This is a genomic window from Candidatus Bathyanammoxibius amoris (genome assembly GCA_024451685.1).
GTDB classification, from domain to species: domain Bacteria; phylum Planctomycetota; class Brocadiia; order Brocadiales; family Bathyanammoxibiaceae; genus Bathyanammoxibius; species Bathyanammoxibius amoris.
Map to the genome: position 1 here is coordinate 209,161 of JAMXCW010000002.1, position 21,432 is coordinate 230,592.

Below are 21,432 nucleotides of genomic sequence, written 5' to 3' on the forward strand. Positions count from 1 at the left end.
GGGGTAAGTAGTGGCAGGGGGCCTCGGTTCAGTTCTGACCGCGGTCCCCTGCCCCTTCAGATAGAGAGGAGCGTATTGTTATTTCTCAGGAGATAAAAATGAGAAACCCTAAACACACATTTTTTTCACTGGTGTTCCTCTGCTTCCTCTTTATGCCCGGCTACACCACTGCTCAGGAGGAGGAATACCTGGAATCCCAGGAGCCCCCGCTGACGCTGCGCTGGGTGGTGGAAGAGGCCGTGGACAATAACCCCGACATAAGGGCGTCCCTCAACCGCTGGGAGGCGTCTCAGGAGGCCATCGACGCCGCCAGGTCTCTCGACGACCCCAGGGCCGGCTTCCAGATAAGAAACGCAAAGTCCCCTATACAAGTGGAGGGGCCGGGCTGGAATAGATACCGGCGCATGGGCGGTGTCTCTCAAAAGATACCCTTCCCGGGAAAGCTACGTCTCAGGGGAGAGATAGCGTCTCAAAGCTCTGAGATGTCCAAAAGTAACTGGGAGGAGACGATAACGACCATAACGGCAATGGCAAAGTCGGCATACTACAACCTTCACTACGTCCATAAGGCCATAGACATAAGCAGGGAAGACAAAGACCTGTTAAAGAACCTGGCAAGGACGGCGGAAACACGATACCGTGTGGGCAAGACCCCGCAGAGGGACGTCCTGGCGGCACAGGTAGAGCTTGCAAAGGTTATAAACAACCTCATGGTCCTGGAAGAAGAAAAGCTGTCCATGGAGACCAGGATAAACACCCTCTTAAACCGGGACCCCGAGGCGCCGCTTGGGAGGCCGGAGGACTATACACAACACAAACTGGCCGTCACCCTCGAGGACACACAGGCACTGGCCATTAAGAACAGACCTGAACTCAAGAAATATGATTTCGCAGTAAAGAGGAATAAATCCACCCATAAGCTGGCCAAAAAGGACCTCTATTTCCCCGACCCGGAATTCGCCATCCATTACATGCAGTCTGATACGATCGCAGACAGCTGGAGGTCGCAGGTCGGTATGAATATCCCGTGGATATGGGGCAAACACAGGGCAAAGGTAAGGGAGACCAAAGAGAACGTCCAGGCCGCCGAGGCCGACTACCAGGCCGTACAAAATGACGTGTTGTACGAGGTAAAAGACCTCTGGGTAAAGGCCATCAACGCACAGTCTACCGCCAAGATATACTCAGAGAACGTAATACCCCTTGCGGAACAGTCGCTCAAGGCCGCCATTACCGAGTACAAGACGGGGAAGTTAGACTTCCTCACGTTAATGGACAGTGAGAGGACGCTGCTTGACGCGGAGCTTGTATACTACCGCGCACTGGCAGACTTTGAGATAAACCTGGCGGAACTGGAGCGGGCCGTAGGTATCCCGCTGACACAGGACGGATTCTAATGGACTACAAAAGAAAAATGAAAATATTTGATGGAAAGACAACTCTGCAAAAGTCCACAAATACCATATGCCGGATTCTTCGGTCGTTTTCACTCCCTCAGAATGACAGTTATGTGGGGTTTTTCAGAGGTCTTAGAAGATTAATGATGCCGCTGGCCGTTATGGTGGCCGTCACCGGTCTGGCCTTCCTCGATACAAGCGCCACCGGCATAAACACGGACGCCGCTTCAAGACTGCTCTGGGCCGAGTCGGAAGGGGTGGTAGAGTACGAGTACTTCTGCGCCATGCATCCACAGGTGGTTTCGGACAAGCCGGGGAAGTGCCCCATCTGCGGCATGCCCTTATCGAAGAGGACCAAGGCCGGTAGAGGGACCGAAGAAGAGGGACTACCCGAGGTGCCGATGGTACAGCTCAGCCCACGGCAGATACGCCTGGCCGGGGTCAAGGTTGAACCCGTAACTTACCGCAACCTGGTCAAGACGATATACACGGTGGGCAACATGACCTATGACGAAAGGCGGCTCGCGTACGTTACCGCGTGGGTGGGAGGCCGGGTGGACAAACTCTTTGTAGATTTCACCGGGCTTGAAGTGAAAGAGGGTGAACCGCTTGTCTGGATATACAGCCCCGAACTCGTATCCGCCCAGCAGGAATACCTGCTGGCCCTTGAGACCCGGGAAAAGATGAAAAGCAGCTCCCTTGATGAGATAGTAAGGAGCACAGACTACCTGTTTGACGCAAGCCGCGACAGGTTGCTCCTGTGGGGGATTACCGGGAAACAGATACAGCAACTGGCTGAGACCGGAGAGGTGCAGGACCATATGACCATCTACGCCCCCATAACGGGTACGGTCATCAAGAAGGACATCCTTAAAGGACAGTACGTGAAAGAAGGCACGCAGATGTACACGATATCCGACCTCACAGAGCTGTGGATGATGGCGGACGTGTATGAGTATGAAATGTCGCTTGTCAAGCTGGGCCAGAAGGTTGAGATAACCACGGCCGCCTTCCCCGGCCAGACATTTACCGGCACGATCATCTTCATAGACCCATTTCTGAATGAGACCACCCGGTCGTTAAAGGTAAGGGTAGACGTTCCAAACCCTGAGCGGAAACTGAAGCCCGCCATGTTTGTTAACGTCACCATAAAAGTACCGTTGGTCGACTTGAAGGAACTCGCAAAAAGGCCCGCAGGGGTACTGTCCATACAGCGTTCAGCGGTACTGGATACGGGGCTCAGAAAGCTTGTCTACGTGGAGAGGAAAAAGGACCTGTTTGAGCCAAGGGAGATAGTGACAGGTTTTAAGGCTGAGGGTTATGTCGAGGTTTTGGAAGGACTTACAGAAGGCGAGAAGGTGGTTACCCGGGGGGCATTCCTTATTGACGCCGAGTCACAGTTAGGGCCCGGTGTGGGCACGCAGTACTTCGGCGCAACCGGCGGCCCTGAAAAAGTGGCACCACCGCCGCATGCCCACGGCGTGGCACCGCGCACCAGGGCACCAAAAAAACCAGAAAAACTGAAGAAAGAAAAAGAGGACAAGAAGATTACAAAGGCCCCGGCAGAGGTATCAAAAGAAACTAGACCCGTCCCGCGAGGTACAACCCCGGTAGACCCTGTCTGCGGTATGACTCTGGAGGGATTTGAAGAGTTAAGCACAGAGTCTGACGGCAAATTGTTCTACTTCTGCACGGAAGATTGCAGAAAAAAGTTTGAGGATGACCCCGATTCCTTCATCAATAAGACCTGGGCATTCAACATAGGTAACACGGTCGACCTGGTGTGCGGCATAAGGCTGGACAAGTCACGAGGTACCAAATTCACCTACCGCGATAAAGAGTACTACTTCTGTTGTAACCACTGTAAGCGTCTGTTCAAGAAGAATCCGGAAGAGTACTTAACAAAAGAGATTCTCGGCGAAGGCCAAGAACTCCACAGGCATTAGTATAAAAGCATATCCTCTATGATTAACGCCATCATAAAATTCTGCATAAGGAACAGGATGCTCGTCCTGTTCTTCTACGCCATCGTAGTGGTGGTAGGGATATACTGTCTCCGCAATACCCCTATGGACGCCATACCGGACCTGAGCGAGAACTTTCAGATAGTGTTCACCGACTGGCCCGGCAGGAGCCCCCAGGACGTGGAGGACCAGATAACCTATCCCCTGAGCGTCCAGCTCCAGGGTCTGGCCGGGGTGAAGACCGTGCGGTCTACCTCGGACTTCGGGTTCTCCGTGGTAAACATCATATTCGAGGATGGCGTGGACTATTACTTCGCCAGGGAACGCATCCTGGAGAGGCTTAGCCTGGCCACGAGTTTTCTGCCGCCCGGTGTCGTGCCCTACCTCGCCCCGGACGAAACGGCACTGGGGCAGATATTCTGGTACACCGTGGAAGGGGAGGGCTACGACCTTGGGGAACTGAGGGCCATTCAGGACTGGTACGTCCGTTATCAGCTTAACTCCGTCCCCGGTGTCGCGGAGGTGGCCAGCGTGGGCGGCTTCGTTAAGGAATACCAGATAGACGTAGACCCTAACAAGCTCGTCGCCTACAACATCCGTCTCAGTGAGGTCTTTAAGAACGTGATGGCCAGTAACAGGACGGTGGGGGCGAAGGTAATTGAACAAAACGATATGGAGTACCTGGTCAGGGGACTGGGCTGGATAGAAACGCTGGAGGATATAGAAAACATAGTCGTCGGCTCAAGGGACAACATACCGATATTCGTGAAAAACATCGCTAACGTACAGGTTGGCCCCGCCTTCCGCAGGAATGTCTTGGAGAAGAACGGCAGCGAGGTCACAGGCGGCGTGGTGATAATGAGGTACGGTGAGGATGCACTTTCAGTCATTAAAAGGGTAAAGGAGAAGATAAAGGAGTTGAAGCCGGGCCTACCACCAGGGGTAGAAATCGTCCCAGCCTATGACAGGACAGACCTTATACACAGGTCCATTGGCACCCTGGAGCACACACTCATACACGAGGCCATAATTGCCCTTATCTGCATCGGTATCTTCCTGATGCACTTCCCAAGCACTATCATCATTGTCCTGACACTGCCCCTTGCCATACTGATATCCTTCACGCTTATGTACCCCCTGCACGTAACCGCAAACATCATGTCCCTCTCGGGTATCGCCATTTCCATAGGCGTGCTGGTGGATGCAAGCATCGTTATAACGGAAAACGCCTTCAGGAATCTTACGCTTAAATTCGGCAAGAAAAAGGTAAGGGGCGATATAAGGGATACTGTGCTGGAGTCCTCCAAGTTGGTGGGCACGCCCATCTTCTTCTCTGTGATGATAATGCTCCTGTCTTTCGCCCCGATATTCGCCCTCAGAGGCATCGAGGGAAGGCTCTTTCATCCCCTGGCCTTTACCTTCGTTATGGCCATGATAGGCACGGCCATAATATCCATAACCCTGGTGCCTGTCCTGGGAACCCTCATGATAAAGGGAAGACTCCTCAACGAGAGGGAGAACCCGGTAGTACGCTTTTTTATGGCCATATACAACCCTGTCTTAAGGAAGGCACTCAGATTCAAATGGGTCACAATAGGCCTGACCGTCGCCCTCATCGGGGCCGCCGTATTTCTCTCTACCCTGATAGGCAGGGAGTTCATGCCCCCGCTGGACGAGGGTTCCATACTGGACATGCCCGTGTCCCTCCCCAGCGCCTCTATCACAAGGGTAGCCGAAGACCTGAAGAAGCGAAATGCCTTGATACGTACCATCCCTGAGGTGGACATGGTGCTTGGGAAGGCCGGCAGGGCGGAGACCCCGACCGACCCCGCACCACTTGAGATGATTGAGACCATAATCACCCTGAAGCCCAAGAAGGAGTGGCGGAAGGGTATGACCAAGGAAAAGATCATCCAGGAACTGGATACCGTGGTAAGGATCCCCGGCTGGAGCAACATCTGGACACAGCCCATCATAAACCGCGTAGATATGCTGGCAACAGGCATCAGGACGCAGGTAGGGGCCAAAATATTCGGCAGCGACCTGTACGTGCTGGAGGACCTGGCGGACCAGGTGGGAGACATCTTAAGAACAGTCCCCGGCGCCGCGGACATCTACCCCGAAAAAATAGTGGGCGAAAATTATCTGGAGATAGACATTGACCGTGCCGAGGCGGCCAGATACGGCATAAACCTGGGAGACGTCCATGACGTCATAGAAGTTGCCATGGGCGGGAAAACCGTCACCTGGACGGTGGAAGGGCGCGAACGCTTTCCCGTAAGGATACGGTACGGAAGGGAGTTGAGGACCGACGTTGACTCCATAAAGAGAATACTGGTGGACACCGTCCGCGGGGCGCAGATACCACTCTACCAGATAGCCGACATACGCGTAACGCCGGGACCAACTAAGATAAAGAGCGAAGACGGGCTCCTGAGCGTCTACGTGCTCTTTAATGCCCGGGGCAGGGACGTGGTCGGCCTGGTAGAGGAGGCAAAAAAGGACGTCTATGAGAAGGTAGACTTCCCGCCCGGTTATTTTGTGGTGTGGAGCGGACAGTACGAACACCAGATGAGGGCAAAAAAGACGCTCATGTTCATAATGCCCATAGTCATCCTCATCATGTTCATGCTTTTGTATATAACCTTCAACTCCTTCGCCGACACGTTAATCATAATGCTTGCCGTGCCCGCGGCCCTGACCGGCGGGATGCTCCTGCTTTTTTTCATGGGCTATAATTTCAGCGTTGCCGTCTGGGTGGGCTTCATAGCCCTCTTCGGTATATCAGTGGAAACGGGCGTTGTAATGGTGGTCTTCCTCAGGGAGGCGCTGGAAAGGAAGGGCTCAGAAAACATAAAGGAGAAAAAAGATGTTACCGAGGCGATAATGGAGGGCGCCTCACTCAGGCTGAGACCCAAGCTCCTGACCGTGTCTACCACGTTCTTTGCCCTGCTTCCCATGCTGTGGGCCACCGGCACGGGTTCAGAGATAATGAGGCCCCTGGCCGTACCCATGATAGGCGGGATAATCACCTCGGATGTCGTAGTCCTGCTGGTCATACCCGTACTTTACCACATGTGGATGGAGTTTAAACTACTGCCGCGCAAAAGGCCGAAGAAGGGTAAGAAGAGAGGCTGGTTCGGGAAAAAGAAGAAGTTAGCAAGTACTGTGACCGGAGGCTCCGGGTCCCCGGGGAATCCGGGTGAGATGAAGTAACCTGAGGTAAATTGAAAGGAGAAAGACAGATGAAGTTATGCTTGAGAGTCGTGCTGTTATTGTTTTTCGTATTGACAGTTTCTTTTGTGAGCGTTTACGTAGCACAAGAAGGCGCAACCGTACAGGCCGCCGAGGAGAAGGTTACAGACCCGGCATGCGGTATGGAAATAGACAAGTCGTCTGCCATCGCCGTTGAGTTTGAAGGCAACACCTACTACGTCTGCTCGGAGGTGTGCAAGGCAAAATTTGAAAAAGACCCCGGAATATACGCTTGCCTATGCACTGCAGGAGCAATGCCCGTATGCAAATGCGGCCATTGCCAGAAAACGGCGGATAAATGCGATTGCGGGTCAGAGTCCGCAGGGCAGAAAGGAGAAGGACAACACCACGAGGGGGAACACCACCACTAGTTCGATATGGAAAGGGCAGTCGCTTTGCGACTGCCCTTTTCTATCAACATTTTATCCAGGACGTTGTGCCTGTAGCCCTGAACCGGCAACGTGGAACGCTGTCAAACAACCACGTTGAGTTTCTCTTCCAGCTTGTCCTTTGCCACCACGCCCACCATGCGCTCGGCCTCCTTACCATCCTTAAACACGACCAGGGTGGGAATGGCGGTTACGCCGTACTGCGAGGCGGTGCCCGTGCCCTCGTCCACGTTAAGCTTTACTATCTTCACCTTGCCCTTGTAGTCATCGACAAGCCCCTCCAGGATTTCTGACATCTGCTTGCAGGGCGCACACCAGGTGGCCCAGAAGTCCACAAGGACGGGGGTGCCGCACTCAAGCACCTCTTTCTTGAAACTGTCATCATTGATGGATGATACCCCTGCCATATTTGGCCCTCCTATCTTATCGCTCTAGCTCTCTCAAGAAATATTTTGGGGCCAGTATAACCCTCAATCGAATAATCCTCAAGATAATTCCCCTTCGAGTCAAAAAAGGCCATAAAGGGCATGGCAAAGGACTTGAACCTCTCTATCCTGAGTTTATTGTAAGGACTGTCGTCCTCAGAACAATCCAGCTTTATGGCCACAAACCTCTTGGCCTCTTCTATCACCTCCTTGTTCGACCAGGTCTGCGCGTCCATCACCTTGCAGTCCGTGCACCACTCGGCATAGAAGTCTACAAAGGCCGGTTTACCCTCTTTCCTGGCCAGATTCAAGCCTTCATCAAAAGACGTTACCCACTTTATGCCTTTCACAGGCCCAAGTTCAGGGGCCTCTCTTAGCACACCGCCCACCCCCAGTACTCCCAGGTAAAGAGCATAAGCCCCCCCAAGTGCCAGCAGTATGCCGATCACCCTGCCAGCTATGTTCCAGACTGTTACCTGCTTCCAGGTCAAGATGTTTAAAAAGACGCCCATACCCACAAGGATCATTCCGCCCAGGACCATGGCAATACCCACGGGAACTACCTTAGACATGAACCAGACGGCAACCAGCAGCACTATCATCCCTGCAAATTGCTTCACCCTTATCATCCACTCCCCCGCCCCGGGCAGCCCCGCCAGGGACTTGGCGAAGATGGCCAGAAACAGATACGGCATACCCAGACCGAGGGCAAAGCTGAACAGGGTAATAAGCCCGATGGGTATGCTGCCCGTGGTGGCGACAAATCCCAGAATGGAGGCAAGGAACGGACCCACACAGGGGGCGGCAATGAAACCCAGTACAAGCCCCATAACAAACGTACTCGCAATGCCCGTCTTCTGCCCGGCACCGGACACGCGGTTCGTTATAAAACCGGGGAGTTTTATCTCATAAAGCCCGAACATACTCAGGGACATGGCCACCAGAAAGGCCACAAACGGTCCGATGAAGAAAGGATTGCCCATAAGGGCGCCGATATTCTTGCCGGCCATGGCAGATGCCACCCCGAGGGGCGCGAACAGCGTAGCTATACCCAGTACGTACACACAGGCCAGAAGCACGGTATAACGTTTGCCCCTTGTCTCACCCTGGGTGGCGAAATAGGCCACGGTTATCGGCACAAGCGGAAAGACACAGGGTGAACCCACATTGGCCAGCAATCCCCACCAGAACGCAAAGACGATGGCCAATGCAAGACCGTACTTCTCCATTACGCCGGTAAACTTCTCCTGCCGCTCTGGCCGCGGGGGAGGGGTTTCACCCCCTACTACTCCTACTACTTCTTCTTCCGCCGCCATCGCTACAGATCCATCGGACACGTAAGTGCCCGCGCCGGGCAGGTCATATACCACAAAATATAACGTGCTCAGGATGAAAATAGAGGCCGCTATCAACCTCATGGCGAGGTTTCTCCTTATGGCCTTTTTTGGGCCTATACTCATCATAAAGGCTTCAGAAATTTTTCTAAAATTGTCATTCAAGCTGCCTTTTCCCAAGGCCTTATTTATATCATTTCACGAAAGGCCCGCTGTATTCCACTATTCCCAGACTTCTTAAAGGATATAGTATACCCGACCTGCGCACCCATAATCCACAATTTATGACCAAAGCCCTAACTCCTTATTAATTGAAAGGTTGGACGAGAACTGTTAATATTGTTGCGCTAAGATGAGGGACAGCCAAGGTCGTTCGAGTACTATCTGAGATTCTCGGCAGTATGGGCGTCCCGGCGGGTCGCCCCTGCTCATCGCAATCACTATAATACAAAAAACAAATGGAGCAACCAGACATAAGCGTCTTTATCGCTGTCTTTACCATAGCCCTGATTCATGCGGTACTCCCCCATCACTGGATACCGTTTGCCCTGGTGGGTAAGAGTCAGGGTTGGTCGCTGACCAGGACACTGGGCGTAACCGCCGTAAGCAGCCTTGGCCACTCACTGGCGACCACCGCCATGGGTGTGATGGTGGCATTTCTGGGCTTCCAGGTAGCCCGGTACGCTGAGGCCACAGACGTAATAACGGGCGTTATTCTGATAGCGATGGGCCTCGTCTATATAAGTATAAGCAAGAAACACACGCATAACCACGGACCCATCGACCCCGCCCTGTCCGACAGGGCGGCCGCCGTTTCACTCTTCACCATGGTAACCCTATCGCCATGCGTGGAACTCCTGCCGATGTTTCTGGTTGTGGGCAACTTCAGCTTGTCGTCACTCGCCCTCATGGGTATGGCGCTGGCAGCGGCCAACGCCATAGGCATGCTTCTCTTAACCGGTCTTGCATACAAGGGGGTACAACGGTTAAGATTAGATAGGCTGGAACACCACGAGAAAACAATTATCGGCTCCGTGCTGTTAATTATCGGTGCGGGACTTATACTGTACCACTTCTCACAATAAAATAATAAGATGAGCAAGAAAGAATTGAGAAACATACCCTCTGTAAGCGCGCTGCTGGAGATGCCGGAAATATCCGAATTCTGCGCCGGTTACCCGAGGCCGCTGGTCGTCTCCACCATTAGAGAGGTGCTGGACGGGCTGAGGGAGTCTATCGCCGGTTCGGAGAATACGGATACAGACCTATTATTATCCCCCGCATCCATACTCCCCCTGGTAAAGGGCAGGCTGATTGAGAGGGGAAAGCTGCCTATAAGACGTGTCATCAACGCCTCCGGCGTCCTGGTGCACACCGGTCTGGGGCGCTCCCCTCTGGCCGATGAGGCCCTTAAAGACCTACAGGAGATAGCAAAGGGCTACAGTTCCCTGGAGGTGGACGTCTCGACCGGCAAAAGGGCCTCCAGGGGAGACCATATCGAGGCCCTTGTAACCGCTCTCACCGGCGCGGAGGCCGCGATGGTGGTAAACAACAACGCCGCCGCCGTGCTCCTCGCCCTGGATACACTTGCCAGGGACAGAGAGGCCGTCATATCGCGCTCTCAACAGGTAGAGATTGGCGGGTCCTTCCGCATGCCGGAGGTGATGGCCAAGAGCGGGGCAAAAATGGTCGAAGTGGGCACCACAAACAGGACATACATATCCGACTACAGAGGGGCAATAACGCCCGACACCGCCCTCCTCCTCAATGTCCACTCAAGCAACTTCCGTATCGTGGGTTTCACCACTTCCGTAAAGATAGAGGAGCTTGTACGGCTGGGCCGGGAATTTGAGATACTGGTGGTGTATGACCTGGGCAGCGGCGCGTTATTTGACCTGGAGACGTATGGACTCCCTTACGAGCCGACGGTGGTGGAGGCTGTAAGCTCTGGCGTGGATATAGTCACCTTCAGCACCGACAAGCTGCTGGGCGGGCCCCAGGGCGGGCTCATCGTGGGAAAGAAGAGGTCCGTTGACCTGATGAAGAGAAACCCGCTCGCAAGGGCCTTGAGGGTCGACAAACTGACCGTAGCCGCTCTTGAAGCCACACTAAAACTCTACACGGATAGACCTGAGGCCGCGCGGCGCGTACCCATACTCAAAATGCTCACCAGGCCGCTTAAAGAAATAGAAAAAGAGTCTAAACGATTTATAAAGGAGCTTTCCAAGAGGAGTGACGGCAGGATAAACGCCACCCTGGAAGACGGTACCTCGGCCGTCGGTGGCGGCTCACTGCCCGGGGAAGAAATCCCTACAAAACTTATCTTCATAAACACAGAAAAACCCAGCACGCAAGAACTCTCCGACAGGCTCAGGCAAAATGACCCGTCTATCTTCGGACGCATAGAACACGACAGACTGCTCCTGGACCTCCGCACCGTAACCGACAGGGCCGACGTGGAAGAAATCCTTAACGCCATCCTGAGAATTTTTGGTGGAGTTGCATAGTGAAGAAAGTAGTTATCGGTACGGCAGGGCACATTGACCACGGAAAGACCGCCCTCATTATCGCCCTTACGGGCATCGACACCGACCGCCTGCCGGAGGAAAAGGCCCGCGGTATAACCATAGACCTGGGTTTCGCCTACATGGATATAGATAAAGACCTCCGGGCCGGTATCGTGGACGTGCCCGGTCACGAACGTTTCGTAAAGAACATGCTGGCAGGGGCGACCGGTATCAACCTGGTCGTGCTGGTGATTGCCGCGGACGACGGCGTGATGCCGCAAACGGTTGAACACCTTGAGATACTGGAACTCCTGGGCATAAAACACGGGGTGCTCGTGATCACAAAAAAAGACCTGGTGGATAAAGACTGGCTTGAACTGGTCAAAGGAGACGTAAAAGCTCTAGTAAGTAAGACCTTCCTCCGGGACGCGCCGATGAGAGTCGTATCGTCCGTCACAGGTGAAGGGATACCCGAACTCAGGGAAACCCTCAAAGAACTTATCCTCAGCCTGCAGGAGGAACAACTCCACGGCGTCTTTCGTATCCCCGTCGACAGGGCCTTCACCATCCAGGGTTTTGGCTGCGTGGTAACGGGTACGGTCTCCAGCGGAGAGGTGCGGGTAGGCGATGAGGTGGAAATCCTGCCCACAAAAGAGACTGCGCGGGTAAGGGGTATCGAGGTCCACGAAGAGAAGACCGGTTTTGCGCACCGCGGTCAACGTGCCGCGCTCAACCTCTCAGGGGTCAAGACGTCCGAGATACACAGGGGGTACCAGCTTTCCGTTCCCGGCTATCTGGAACCCGTACGGATGGTGGACGGTTACCTCAATTACCTTACTACCGCACGCAAGCCCCTCGGAAACGGGGAAAGGATCAGGTTTCACATCGCCACCAGCGAGGTGATGGGCAGGGCCGTGTTACTGGACAAAGAGGTGCTGAAACCCGGAGAAAACGCCTTCGTGCAATACAGGCTTGAGGAACCGGTTGTAGCTGAAAGAGGCGAACACTACGTGATACGCTCCTATTCCCCCTGCCGTACCATCGGCGGCGGAGAAGTATTGAGGAGCACGCACACCAGAAAACTACGGCGTTTAAAAGAGGAGACACTGGCGCCGTTGCGGCTCCTGCATGAGGGAACGGAAAAAGAGATCATAGAAAAAACCTTTCTTGAACCCGGCCGCTATCTTCTCTCTGATGAAGAGATTTCGAGGCTCCTCAACATATTTCTCCCCAGGACAAGAGAGATAATCAATGAGCTTACAGAGAAGGGCATCCTCGTGAACATGAAAGAGAATTCGAGGGCTTTCAGCATACACAAACAAACATTGTCGGCCACCCGGGCTGAAATCCTCAAACGCCTGGAAGAATACCACCGGGCGAATCCGATGAAAAGGGGGGCTGAAGATGCCGCGTTGCGAACAAGGATGCCAAAAGACATGCCCGGCCAGTTGATATCACGGGTCCTGGCGGATTTGCAAAAGGAAGGCGCCATTACCTCCTCAGGGCAAAGGTTTGCCATCACCGGCCACCGGGTCGAGCTGTCCGAACCGGACAAGAAGACCATGAAGTCGATAGAGGACTCCTTTTTGAAAGATAAGTTTGCCCCACCGTCCCTGGAAAAGATATCCCCCAAAAACCCCTCTGAGAGGGACAGGTTCCGGTCACTTCTCAATATACTGGTAGAAGAAGGCACGCTGATTGAGGTGAAACCGGGGCTCTATTTTCACTCCAAAGTCATCGATGAGCTGAAAAAAAGTCTGGAAAAGTCAATCCGGGAAAGAGGGGCAATAACGGTGGCGGAATTCAGAGACCTTGTCGGCACCTCGCGCAAATACATGGTACCGCTCTTAGAACACTTCGACAGCATACGTCTCACAAAGCGAGTGGGAGACAAAAGGGTACTCTACAACACCTAAAACTTATACTCCTCGTTATCCTTGTCGAAGTGGAATGGCGGCAACTTCACGTTCAACTTTACGTCACTAAAGGTGAGTATCTCCGCGGTATCATCCTCCCACAACCAGAACGTCGCCTTAATGGGGAGGTTGCTCTGGGTGTCGTAGTATTGTATAGAACTGCGGCAGTAGAAGCCGTTCTCTTCGCCTTCTTCGTTCACTACCAGCACCAGCTTGTAAGCAGGCCGGCCTTCAATTTCGGACATGGTGACCTGGGCTGCGGAGACAAAGCCCTGTTTTTGCGCGTTCTTAAACGCGTTATATGACGTATCAATAACCCCGGCAAAGCCCACTTCCCATATAGAGTGTTTGGTAAACTTTCTTAGCCAAAAACCGTTGGGGTCCATCTCCATAGTGCCAAAGACTTTTTTGAGAAAACCACCGCCCTTGCGGATTATCAGCTTGTCGTCGTACTTCCCCTCAACGAACAGGAGCTGCGTGCCTTTATTCTTGCCGGAGAGCCATTTCAAATATACCTTAAACGGTTTCTGGAACTTTATTATCGTCTCCTCGTCCTTTACCCGCTCCCCGTCCTTGTATTCCTCTTTATGTATAAGGGCTGTATAGTCCTTGAGTTTGGCGTAACTCTCCCGGGCCTTATCTAATATCTGCATGACCTGTTCCACCTGCCAAGTCAGGTCTTCCTGCTCCTGAGGTTTGTTGGCCTCCGCCCACGAACTAACGCAAGGAGAAAGACTAACCATGGCAAAGGACAATCCTGCTACCACAAAAACAGCTCTAACAACCCCAAAAAATTTACACAAATACATTTGCAACCACCACCTCCTCAAAAAAACCCGCCTATTTAGCGCCCTCAGTCTCAGGAGCCGCTTCCTCCTCTTTAGGCTGTTCCTTTTCTGCCGCGGGTTTACTTCTCTTCTTTATACGCATAGACTTGACCTTGGGCAGACCAAATACAGATTCTTCTTCGTTCCACCTGCCTTCGGTCTCCAGCATCTTGACACGCTCGGCCCTTCTTAACACGTTGCGAGTCCTGCCCAACCTGCCTCTTATTACCAGACTTTTGTCAATACTCACGTCTTGCCCTTCTTCTATTTTAAACGAACCGGATAACTGGTTATAAACTGCTTCCTGTTCTCATACTCAAACGCCCTTACCTGTTTCTGCAGTTCCAACAGGTCGGGGCTTCTCTTTGAGCCAAACTCACCAAGGCATACCACCAACTTGTTACCCAACCTGGCCACAAAGGCATCGTAACCGGTAGCATTCTGCAAGAAATCCGCCACGGCAGCAGCCCTTTCGAGGTTCTTCTGCACGTCGGAATATGAGATTATCCGGAGAGTCCATGTGTCCGTAGTCGCAGGTGGTGGCGCAACGACTGGCACAGGTGCTTTCGCAACCTGTTTTTCCTGCTTCTTAACGATCTTTGGCCTTTCCGGACCGCCAGACTCCTGTATTACCTTCGGAGCCGTAGTCTTCCCGGGGGCCTTTACCGTTATCTCATCACTGGGGGGCTTGGCTCCACTCCCCAGACTGTGACCCAAAAAGAACATTCCAATCGCCAGACCCACACCACATGCGGCGCCTATGATTATCGCAACCACCTTGCCCTTGCCGGAACCTCCCCCCATCGCAGGAGGTATTTCGGCTATGTCGGAAATAACAATAAGGTCTTCGCCTTCAAAAACAGGGAAGTCTTCGATTATCTTTTCCTTGCCGGCCTTGCCGCTGACCGGTACCTCACTGCCCTTGTGTGATTGTGAGCCATATACCTCGAAAAAGGTCTTACCTGGCTTGCCCTTCGCCATTCACAAGCTCCTTATGTATAAGTACCCTACGCCCCTCAACTTAGAAAAGCACCACCCTTGTTCCCAAGACTAGGCTTAACCGTGATTTATAGCAAAATACACATCAAAGTCAAGCCTTTATTGACAGTACCCCGAAAAATGATATACTCTATCGATATTCTAAGTCCTGCGAAAATGCCCCCCTGTTTTTAGCACTATGGTCAAGGAAAAACATATCCGGGGAAAGATAGAAGAGTTACGTCGCCAGATACGTTATCACGACCGTAAGTACTACGTAGAGACCCAGCCCGAGATAACAGACTACGAATACGACCAGCTGGTGAGGGAACTCCAGAGGCAGGAGAAGGCCCATCCACAATTCATCACCCCCGATTCACCTACCCAAAGGGTGGGTGGAGAACCACTGGAAGGATTTGCCACTATCGAACACCGGGTGCCGATGCTCAGTATAGGCAACGTGTGTACCAGTGAAGAACTTAAAGAATTTACAGTACGCCTCCACCGGCTCCTGGGCGAGGACGAGGCACGCAAAATAAGTTACGTCACAGAGCTCAAGATAGACGGCGTGGCTGTGACCCTTATGTATGAAAAGGGTGTCTTTGTGCGGGGTGCTACCAGGGGAGATGGCTACAAAGGAGACGACGTAACCACAAATCTCAAAACCATAAGGAACATACCTCTAAGACTGGAGTCTCCCGGAGAGCACATTCCCTCCTTAGAGGTGCGGGGTGAGGTTCATCTTGAAAATAAGGACCTTCAGGCCCTGAACGAGGAGAGAGAAGAGAATGGAGAGCCCCAGTTCGCGAATCCACGAAATGCCGCAGCAGGTTCCCTTAAACTCCTCAACCCGAAGCTCACCGCAAAGAGGCGCCTCAAATTCATCGCCCACAGTATCGGATACCACGAAGGCACCACAATCAACTCCCAGATGGACTGCCTGAAGACCTTCAAAAAACTCGGTCTGCCGGTAAGCCCGTACAACAGGACCTGCAATGACCTTGATGACGTCTACAGGTACTGCGAGGAGTGGAGAACGAGGAAAGCGGAACTGCCGTACGAGGCAGACGGAATAGTCATAAAGGTAAATTCTTTCGACCAGTGGAAGAAGCTGGGGGCGACCAGTAAGGCGCCGAGGTGGATGGTAGCGTACAAATATCCCCCGGAACAGGCCATAACACGGATAAAGGACGTGGCCCTCCAGGTAGGAAAGACAGGGGTAATCACACCCGTGGCCCATCTGGAACCCGTCCATCTGGCGGGCACGACCGTGAGCCGGGCTACCCTGCACAACTTCGAGGAGATGGAAAGAAAGGACATCCGGATAAACGACTACGTAGCCGTGCAGAAGGCCGGAGAGATCATTCCGCAGGTGGTAAAGGTCATAAAGGAAAAGCGCACCGGCAGGGAACGGGTCTTTAAACCACCGGGGACCTGCCCCGAATGCGGCGGAGAGGCAAGCAAGGAAGGTGAAGGGGTCTATCTGCGATGCCATAACCCGCTCTGCCCCGCACAGGCCAAGAGACGTATAAGATACTTTGCAAGTCGTGGCGCAATGGACATCGAGGGTCTCGGCCCCGCGATAATAGACCAACTGGTAGACAGGGGGCTATTAAAAGATTACGCAAACATATACCACCTTAAACTCAGCGACCTGACAGGCCTTGAGAGGATGGCCGAAAAGTCCTCCCAAAACCTGATAGAGGCGATAGGAAAGAGTAAGACCGGAGACCTCGACCGGCTGATATGCGCTCTGGGCATACAGCACGTTGGAACACACTCCGCAGAGGTGCTGGCCGAACACTTTGGTTCCATAGACGAACTGGCTCATGCAAGACCCGAGGCACTGGAAGAAATACAAGAGATAGGACCCGTTATGGCCGCGAGTATAGTCAAATTCTTCTCTGACCACCACACCGGAGCTATAATAAAAAAACTAAAAGATGCCGGGGTAAACACAAAAAGGCGCAAGAAAAAGAGGCGGGCGGAGGAGTCTAAGATTGCCGGCATGACAGTCGTCATCACCGGCACACTGGAAAAATACACTCGCAGCGAGGCGGAAGATTTGATAAAACGTATGGGAGGCCGTGTCTCCTCCAGCGTAAGCAAGAAGACGGATTTCGTTGTAGCGGGGGAGTCACCCGGTTCGAAGCTCGATAATGCCAGAGAACTGGGCATAAAAGTGCTCAGTGAGGCGGAGCTTGAGAAACTCGCGCCCCCCACCTAAACCCTGTGCGCACAAGATGTTACCCATACCGGACGAGGCGTAACTATGGAACAAGCGATAAAAAGTGCACTAAAATCGGCGAAGGCCGATTACGATTACATTGAGATACGGCTCCAGGAAGGATACGCCACCGGCATAAACTATGTCGGCAAGGAGTTGGAGACTATATCGGAGGGCAACGTTATCGGCGGTTCCGTCAGGGCGCTGGTCAACGGCGGGTGGGGCTTCACCGCATTTAACGATATAGAGAATCTCACGGATTACGTCCACTCCGCCGTGGAGCAGGCCAGACTCCTGGGTGGTGGAGACGAGTCTCTGGTGCCCGTACCTCCAACCACAGACCACGTGAGACCACAGGTCGAGTTAGACCCGAAAGACGTATCACTCGACGACAAACACGACCTCTGCAAGAAATATAATGACATCATACTCTCACACAAAGACATTCAAACCACTAGCGTCCGCTATGCGGACGGTCACGGCACAACCTGCTTCGGCAATTCGGAAGGCAGTCTAATAGTACAGGAGACAATCTTCTGCGGGGCCATGGTGCTCGCCATGGCCAAAGACGGGATGAACGTTCAGCGCGCGTGGGAATCGGTCGGCGATCTCAGGGGATACCGGAACGTCCTGGGTCTTGAGGAAAAGTGCGAAGAGGTGGCCCGCAAGGCTATTGAACAACTGGCGGCAAAACCGGTGGAAGCGGGTATATATACCGTCATCGCAGACCCCAGACTCTCCGGGGTCTTTGCGCATGAAGCATTCGGCCACCTTAGCGAGGGAGATTTTATCTACGAAAACGAGAAGTTGAAGGAGACAATGCAGATTGGCAAGCGCTTCGGCCGTGACGACCTCTCCATAGTAGACGATGGTTCACTGGCGGGAGAGGCCGGCTACAACAAATACGACAGCGAAGGCACCCCGACACAGAAGACCTACCTCATAAAGGACGGCATACTTACCAGCCGCCTCCACTCCAGGGAGACGGCCATAAAGATGGACGAAAAACCCACCGGCAACGCCAGGGCCATTAGCTACGCGAACGAACCGATCGTCAGGATGACCAATACATACATAGAGCCGAGGAACTGGACGTTTGAAAAGATGCTCGAAGACACGCCGGACGGCATATACTGCATAGGCTCGGTGGGCGGCATGACCAACACGGAGATGTTCACCTTCAGCGCCGCCGAGGCATTCCGTATCAAGGACGGTAAACTCGCGGAAAGACTCCGCGACGTGGTGCTCACGGGGAACGTGTTCCAGACCCTTATGGACATCGACGCCATAGGCGACGACATGGCCCTCTTCGGCGGGCTGGGAGGCTGCGGCAAGGGCGGACAGTCGCCCCTCAGGGTCTCCGACGGCGGGCCGCACATAAGGATTCGAAACGTGGTAATCGGTGGAACATAATCACATGACGATAGAAGAACAGGTACTGGAACTCGCCAAAAAGAAGGCCGACTCCGCAGAGGTAATATTCGAGCAGGGCGAATCGAAATCCGTCAGCTTCGAGAATAACAAGCTGAAATACATAACCAGCAACTCCGTAAAAGGTATCGGCCTGCGGGTGATAAAGGAAGGAAGGATAGGCTTCACCACCACCACGGACCTAGGAGACCCGGAGCGTCTTGTGGGCAAGGCCGTCCGGTCTGCTAAGTTCGGCCAGGAGGCCCAGTTTGAGTTTCCCTGCCAGAGCGCCTTTTCCGAGATAAAGATATTCGATAAAGCCGTGGTGGACTACCCCACCGAGGACGCGATCTCCGGGGGAAAAGAGGCCATAGAGAAATCCCTGGCCGTGTGCCCCGAGTACCTCTGCGGTGTGGACATAGGCACTACCGTGTGGAAGAGAAGGCTGTTGAACTCCAACGGGCTGGACGTCTCCAAGGCGTCAACGTCGTTCGGCACGGGCTACAACGTCATGCTGATGAAAGACAAGGGGCTCATCGCGATATCCGAGGGTGAGGGTTCAAGGAAGATAACGACCGGTCTCATGGGCCATGTGGCGAAGTCCCTGGAGAAGATGCGCCTCTCAGAGAAGGAGGTCCGTGTCCCGCCGGGGAAATACCCGGTCATCTTCGCGGCAAAAAACATGAGTCTCCTCCTTGCCACGTTCGAGATGGGCTGCAGCGGCAAGCTGGTGCAAAAAGGCATCTCGCCTCTTGCAGGCAAACTCGGAGAAAAGCTCCTGGATGAAAGGGTGTCAATCTATGACGACGCGACTATAGACTTTGCCACGGGCAGCTACCCCCTGGACGGTGAGGGCACCCCGTCCCAGCGCACACCGTTATTTGAAAAAGGAGTGCTCAAGAACTTCCTCTTTGACCTGCAGACGGCCGGAATTATGTCAACAAAGACGACCGGCAGCGGCAGCCGCGGGTTTACGTCGCAGCCCTCACCGGGCTGCACAAACGTGATTGTCGAGACGGGCGACATGAAACTGGAGGACATGATTAAGGACATCCGCTACGGCGTGCTGGTCGACCAGGTGCTCGGCGGCGGCCAGTCGAACATGCTGGCCGGCGAATTCTCCGTAAACATCGACCTCGGCTTCCTCATCGAAAACGGCGAGTTCGTGGGCAGGGTAAAGGACTGTATGATAGCCGGTAACGTCTTCGACACCTTTAACAACATAATCGCCATCGGCTCCGAGGCCGAGTGGCACGGCTCCGACCTCATCCCCCCGTTCTACTTCAAGGACCTCCGCATCATAGGCCAGGAGGGCTGATTCCCCATATAGTAGCGGCAAAGATTACCCCGCCAACACTGTAGCGGCAGAGTTTACTCCGCCTGTACATCATTCTGCCTGTACATCATAATGTAGCGTGGCAGCTTGCTGCCACGAAAAAAACAAAGGGCGACCACAGGGAGTCGCCCCTACAATTCGATTGTAGCTGCCCCATTTATGGGGCGCGTATAAATTGCCTGATAAATCAGGCAGCTACAGAAATATTATTGTGGCGGCAGAGTTTACTCTGCTTCAACGACCGTAAATATCATTGCCTACGTCTACCAATAATAGTCGAGCAAGCCTTCGGCCTGAGGCCCTCCAGGCCGAAGGCTCGACCACGACAAACAAATATTTACCGCCGTTTCAGCTCGTCCATTATGACTGCTATCAGGATGACGATGCCCTTTATGACCCACTGGTAGAACGTGGAGACGCCCTTGAGTAAAAGTCCGTTCTCAAGCACGCCCATAAATAGGGCGCCGTAAATGGTGCCTATCACCGAACCCCTGCCGCCGAATAAACTGGTGCCGCCAAGCACCACGGCCGCGATTGATATGAGTTCGTACATATACCCCAGCTTGGGGTCGCCTGAGCCGAGTCTTGCGGCGAGTATCAACCCGCAGACGCCCGCGCACATACCGCTTATCACGTAGACCCAGAACTTTGTGTACGCGACGTTAACCCCCGAGAGCCGGGCCGCCTCCTCGTTGCCCCCCACGGCGTAGACGTACCTGCCAAACACAGTATAGCGCGTAATTACAAACAACCCCCCGGCAATCGCGGCCATTATAAACACGGGTGCGGGGATATCCCCCACCGAGGCCGTGCCAATCAACTTAAACTCGATGGGGAGATGGCCGATGGGCCTCGCGTCGCAGTAGATATTTGCCATGCCCCGCGCCATGGTCATCATGGCCAGCGTGGCTATAAAAGGGGGTATCCTGAAGACCGTAATCATCACCCCGTTAAACGCGCCAAGCAGCCCGCCGATTCCCACGGCAACAAGGGTCACAACCGGTATCAGCCCGTACGAATACCCGGCCATGTGTTTTGACACGTCAGCGGCTACGACCGCGCTCAAGGCAAGTATGGAACCCACGGAGAGGTCAATCCCCGCCGTTAGAATCACAAGCGTCTGGCCCAGGCCGAGTATTATGTAAACGGAATTCTGGTTGAGTATATTCGTCAGGTTCTCAAGGGTGGGGAACCCCCGCGCGTCTACCGCGTAGTATATGGACATCACGGCCAGCGCGATGAGTATGGCATAGTCAAGCGCAATGGCCTTTACTTTGGAGGCCTTGGAGGCTTTTATTTCCTTCATGTCTTTTTACGTGTTTGGCTTACTACCTGCCCACCCGCAGGGGACATTCCGGCGGCAACCGGTGTGTCATCCGCCCGGTCCCTGCCGCCCATCGCCAGGAACAACATTTTATCCAAGGAGGACTCCGCCCTGGACAGCTCTCCCTCCACCCTGCCCGCGTG

16 protein-coding genes are annotated in these 21,432 nt (G+C 53.6%); 10 read left to right on the forward strand and 6 right to left on the reverse strand.

From position 1 onward, the window contains the following. Nucleotides 1-98 precede the first annotated feature (98 nt). The 4 genes from NOU37_02425 to NOU37_02440 all read left to right on the forward strand — a co-directional run bounded on the left by NOU37_02425 (nucleotide 99) and on the right by NOU37_02440 (nucleotide 6,987). Nucleotides 99-1,397, forward strand: a complete 1,299-nt coding sequence (locus tag NOU37_02425; protein ID MCQ4574089.1) for a TolC family protein — start codon at nucleotides 99-101, stop codon at nucleotides 1,395-1,397. A 143-nt stretch (nucleotides 1,398-1,540) separates the two neighbouring features. Next, nucleotides 1,541-3,343, forward strand: a complete 1,803-nt coding sequence (locus NOU37_02430; GenBank protein ID MCQ4574090.1) for an efflux RND transporter periplasmic adaptor subunit — start codon at nucleotides 1,541-1,543, stop codon at nucleotides 3,341-3,343. An 18-nt stretch (nucleotides 3,344-3,361) separates the two neighbouring features. Continuing rightward, nucleotides 3,362-6,577: a CusA/CzcA family heavy metal efflux RND transporter gene (locus NOU37_02435; protein MCQ4574091.1), complete on the forward strand. Its 3,216-nt coding sequence runs from the start codon at nucleotides 3,362-3,364 to the stop codon at nucleotides 6,575-6,577. A gap of 29 nt (nucleotides 6,578-6,606) precedes the next feature. Then, nucleotides 6,607-6,987 (forward strand): YHS domain-containing protein, encoded by a 381-nt coding sequence (locus NOU37_02440; GenBank protein MCQ4574092.1) that lies wholly within the window; start codon nucleotides 6,607-6,609, stop codon nucleotides 6,985-6,987. A 101-nt stretch (nucleotides 6,988-7,088) separates the two neighbouring features. Here the strand turns inward: NOU37_02440 and trxA are convergent, their stop codons facing one another. Together trxA and NOU37_02450 are read right to left on the reverse strand one after the other, a co-directional pair. Further along, nucleotides 7,089-7,412, reverse strand: a complete 324-nt coding sequence (gene trxA, locus NOU37_02445) for a thioredoxin (GenBank protein ID MCQ4574093.1) — start codon at nucleotides 7,410-7,412, stop codon at nucleotides 7,089-7,091. Between the two features lie 11 nt (nucleotides 7,413-7,423). After that, the gene (locus tag NOU37_02450; GenBank protein MCQ4574094.1) at nucleotides 7,424-8,893 is read right to left on the reverse strand and encodes a thioredoxin family protein; all 1,470 of its coding nucleotides are present in this window, start codon (nucleotides 8,891-8,893) and stop codon (nucleotides 7,424-7,426) included. 329 nt (nucleotides 8,894-9,222) lie between these two features. On the opposite strand from NOU37_02450, the gene NOU37_02455 reads away from it, so the two are divergent. From NOU37_02455 to selB, 3 genes are read left to right on the forward strand one after another with little or no spacing between them, the layout of a single operon-like run. Beyond that, nucleotides 9,223-9,849, forward strand: a complete 627-nt coding sequence (locus tag NOU37_02455; GenBank protein ID MCQ4574095.1) for a hypothetical protein — start codon at nucleotides 9,223-9,225, stop codon at nucleotides 9,847-9,849. 9 nt (nucleotides 9,850-9,858) lie between these two features. After that, nucleotides 9,859-11,271 carry an L-seryl-tRNA(Sec) selenium transferase gene (gene selA, locus NOU37_02460; GenBank protein ID MCQ4574096.1) on the forward strand — a complete coding sequence of 471 codons (1,413 nt, stop codon included), beginning with the start codon at nucleotides 9,859-9,861 and terminating at the stop codon, nucleotides 11,269-11,271. Then, entirely contained in the window at nucleotides 11,271-13,187 is a 1,917-nt protein-coding gene (gene selB / locus NOU37_02465) for a selenocysteine-specific translation elongation factor (protein ID MCQ4574097.1), read from the forward strand. Before selA ends, selB begins: the two co-directional genes overlap by 1 nt. Here selB and NOU37_02470 read toward each other — a convergent pair. The 3 genes from NOU37_02470 to NOU37_02480 all read right to left on the reverse strand — a co-directional run bounded on the left by NOU37_02470 (nucleotide 13,184) and on the right by NOU37_02480 (nucleotide 14,995). Beyond that, nucleotides 13,184-13,930, reverse strand: coding sequence for a DUF1571 domain-containing protein (locus NOU37_02470; protein ID MCQ4574098.1), 747 nt, complete (start codon nucleotides 13,928-13,930; stop codon nucleotides 13,184-13,186). The genes selB and NOU37_02470 overlap by 4 nt on opposite strands. A 97-nt stretch (nucleotides 13,931-14,027) precedes the next feature. Continuing rightward, nucleotides 14,028-14,264: a small basic protein gene (locus NOU37_02475; GenBank protein ID MCQ4574099.1), complete on the reverse strand. Its 237-nt coding sequence runs from the start codon at nucleotides 14,262-14,264 to the stop codon at nucleotides 14,028-14,030. Between the two features lie 14 nt (nucleotides 14,265-14,278). Beyond that, a complete protein-coding gene (locus NOU37_02480; GenBank protein MCQ4574100.1) occupies nucleotides 14,279-14,995 on the reverse strand; it encodes a hypothetical protein in 717 nt (238 codons plus the stop codon). Nucleotides 14,996-15,191: 196 nt separating this feature from the next. Between NOU37_02480 and ligA the strand changes: the two genes are divergently transcribed. From ligA to NOU37_02495, 3 genes are read left to right on the forward strand one after another with little or no spacing between them, the layout of a single operon-like run. Further along, a complete protein-coding gene (ligA, locus tag NOU37_02485; GenBank protein ID MCQ4574101.1) occupies nucleotides 15,192-17,219 on the forward strand; it encodes an NAD-dependent DNA ligase LigA in 2,028 nt (675 codons plus the stop codon). Between the two features lie 45 nt (nucleotides 17,220-17,264). Then, the gene (locus NOU37_02490; protein MCQ4574102.1) at nucleotides 17,265-18,632 is read left to right on the forward strand and encodes a TldD/PmbA family protein; all 1,368 of its coding nucleotides are present in this window, start codon (nucleotides 17,265-17,267) and stop codon (nucleotides 18,630-18,632) included. Nucleotides 18,633-18,636: 4 nt separating this feature from the next. Further along, a complete protein-coding gene (locus NOU37_02495) occupies nucleotides 18,637-19,947 on the forward strand; it encodes a TldD/PmbA family protein (protein ID MCQ4574103.1) in 1,311 nt (436 codons plus the stop codon). A 355-nt stretch (nucleotides 19,948-20,302) separates the two neighbouring features. Here NOU37_02495 and NOU37_02500 read toward each other — a convergent pair whose 3' ends face one another. Beyond that, nucleotides 20,303-21,271, reverse strand: coding sequence for an ABC transporter permease (locus tag NOU37_02500; protein MCQ4574104.1), 969 nt, complete (start codon nucleotides 21,269-21,271; stop codon nucleotides 20,303-20,305). Nucleotides 21,272-21,432 lie beyond the last annotated feature (161 nt).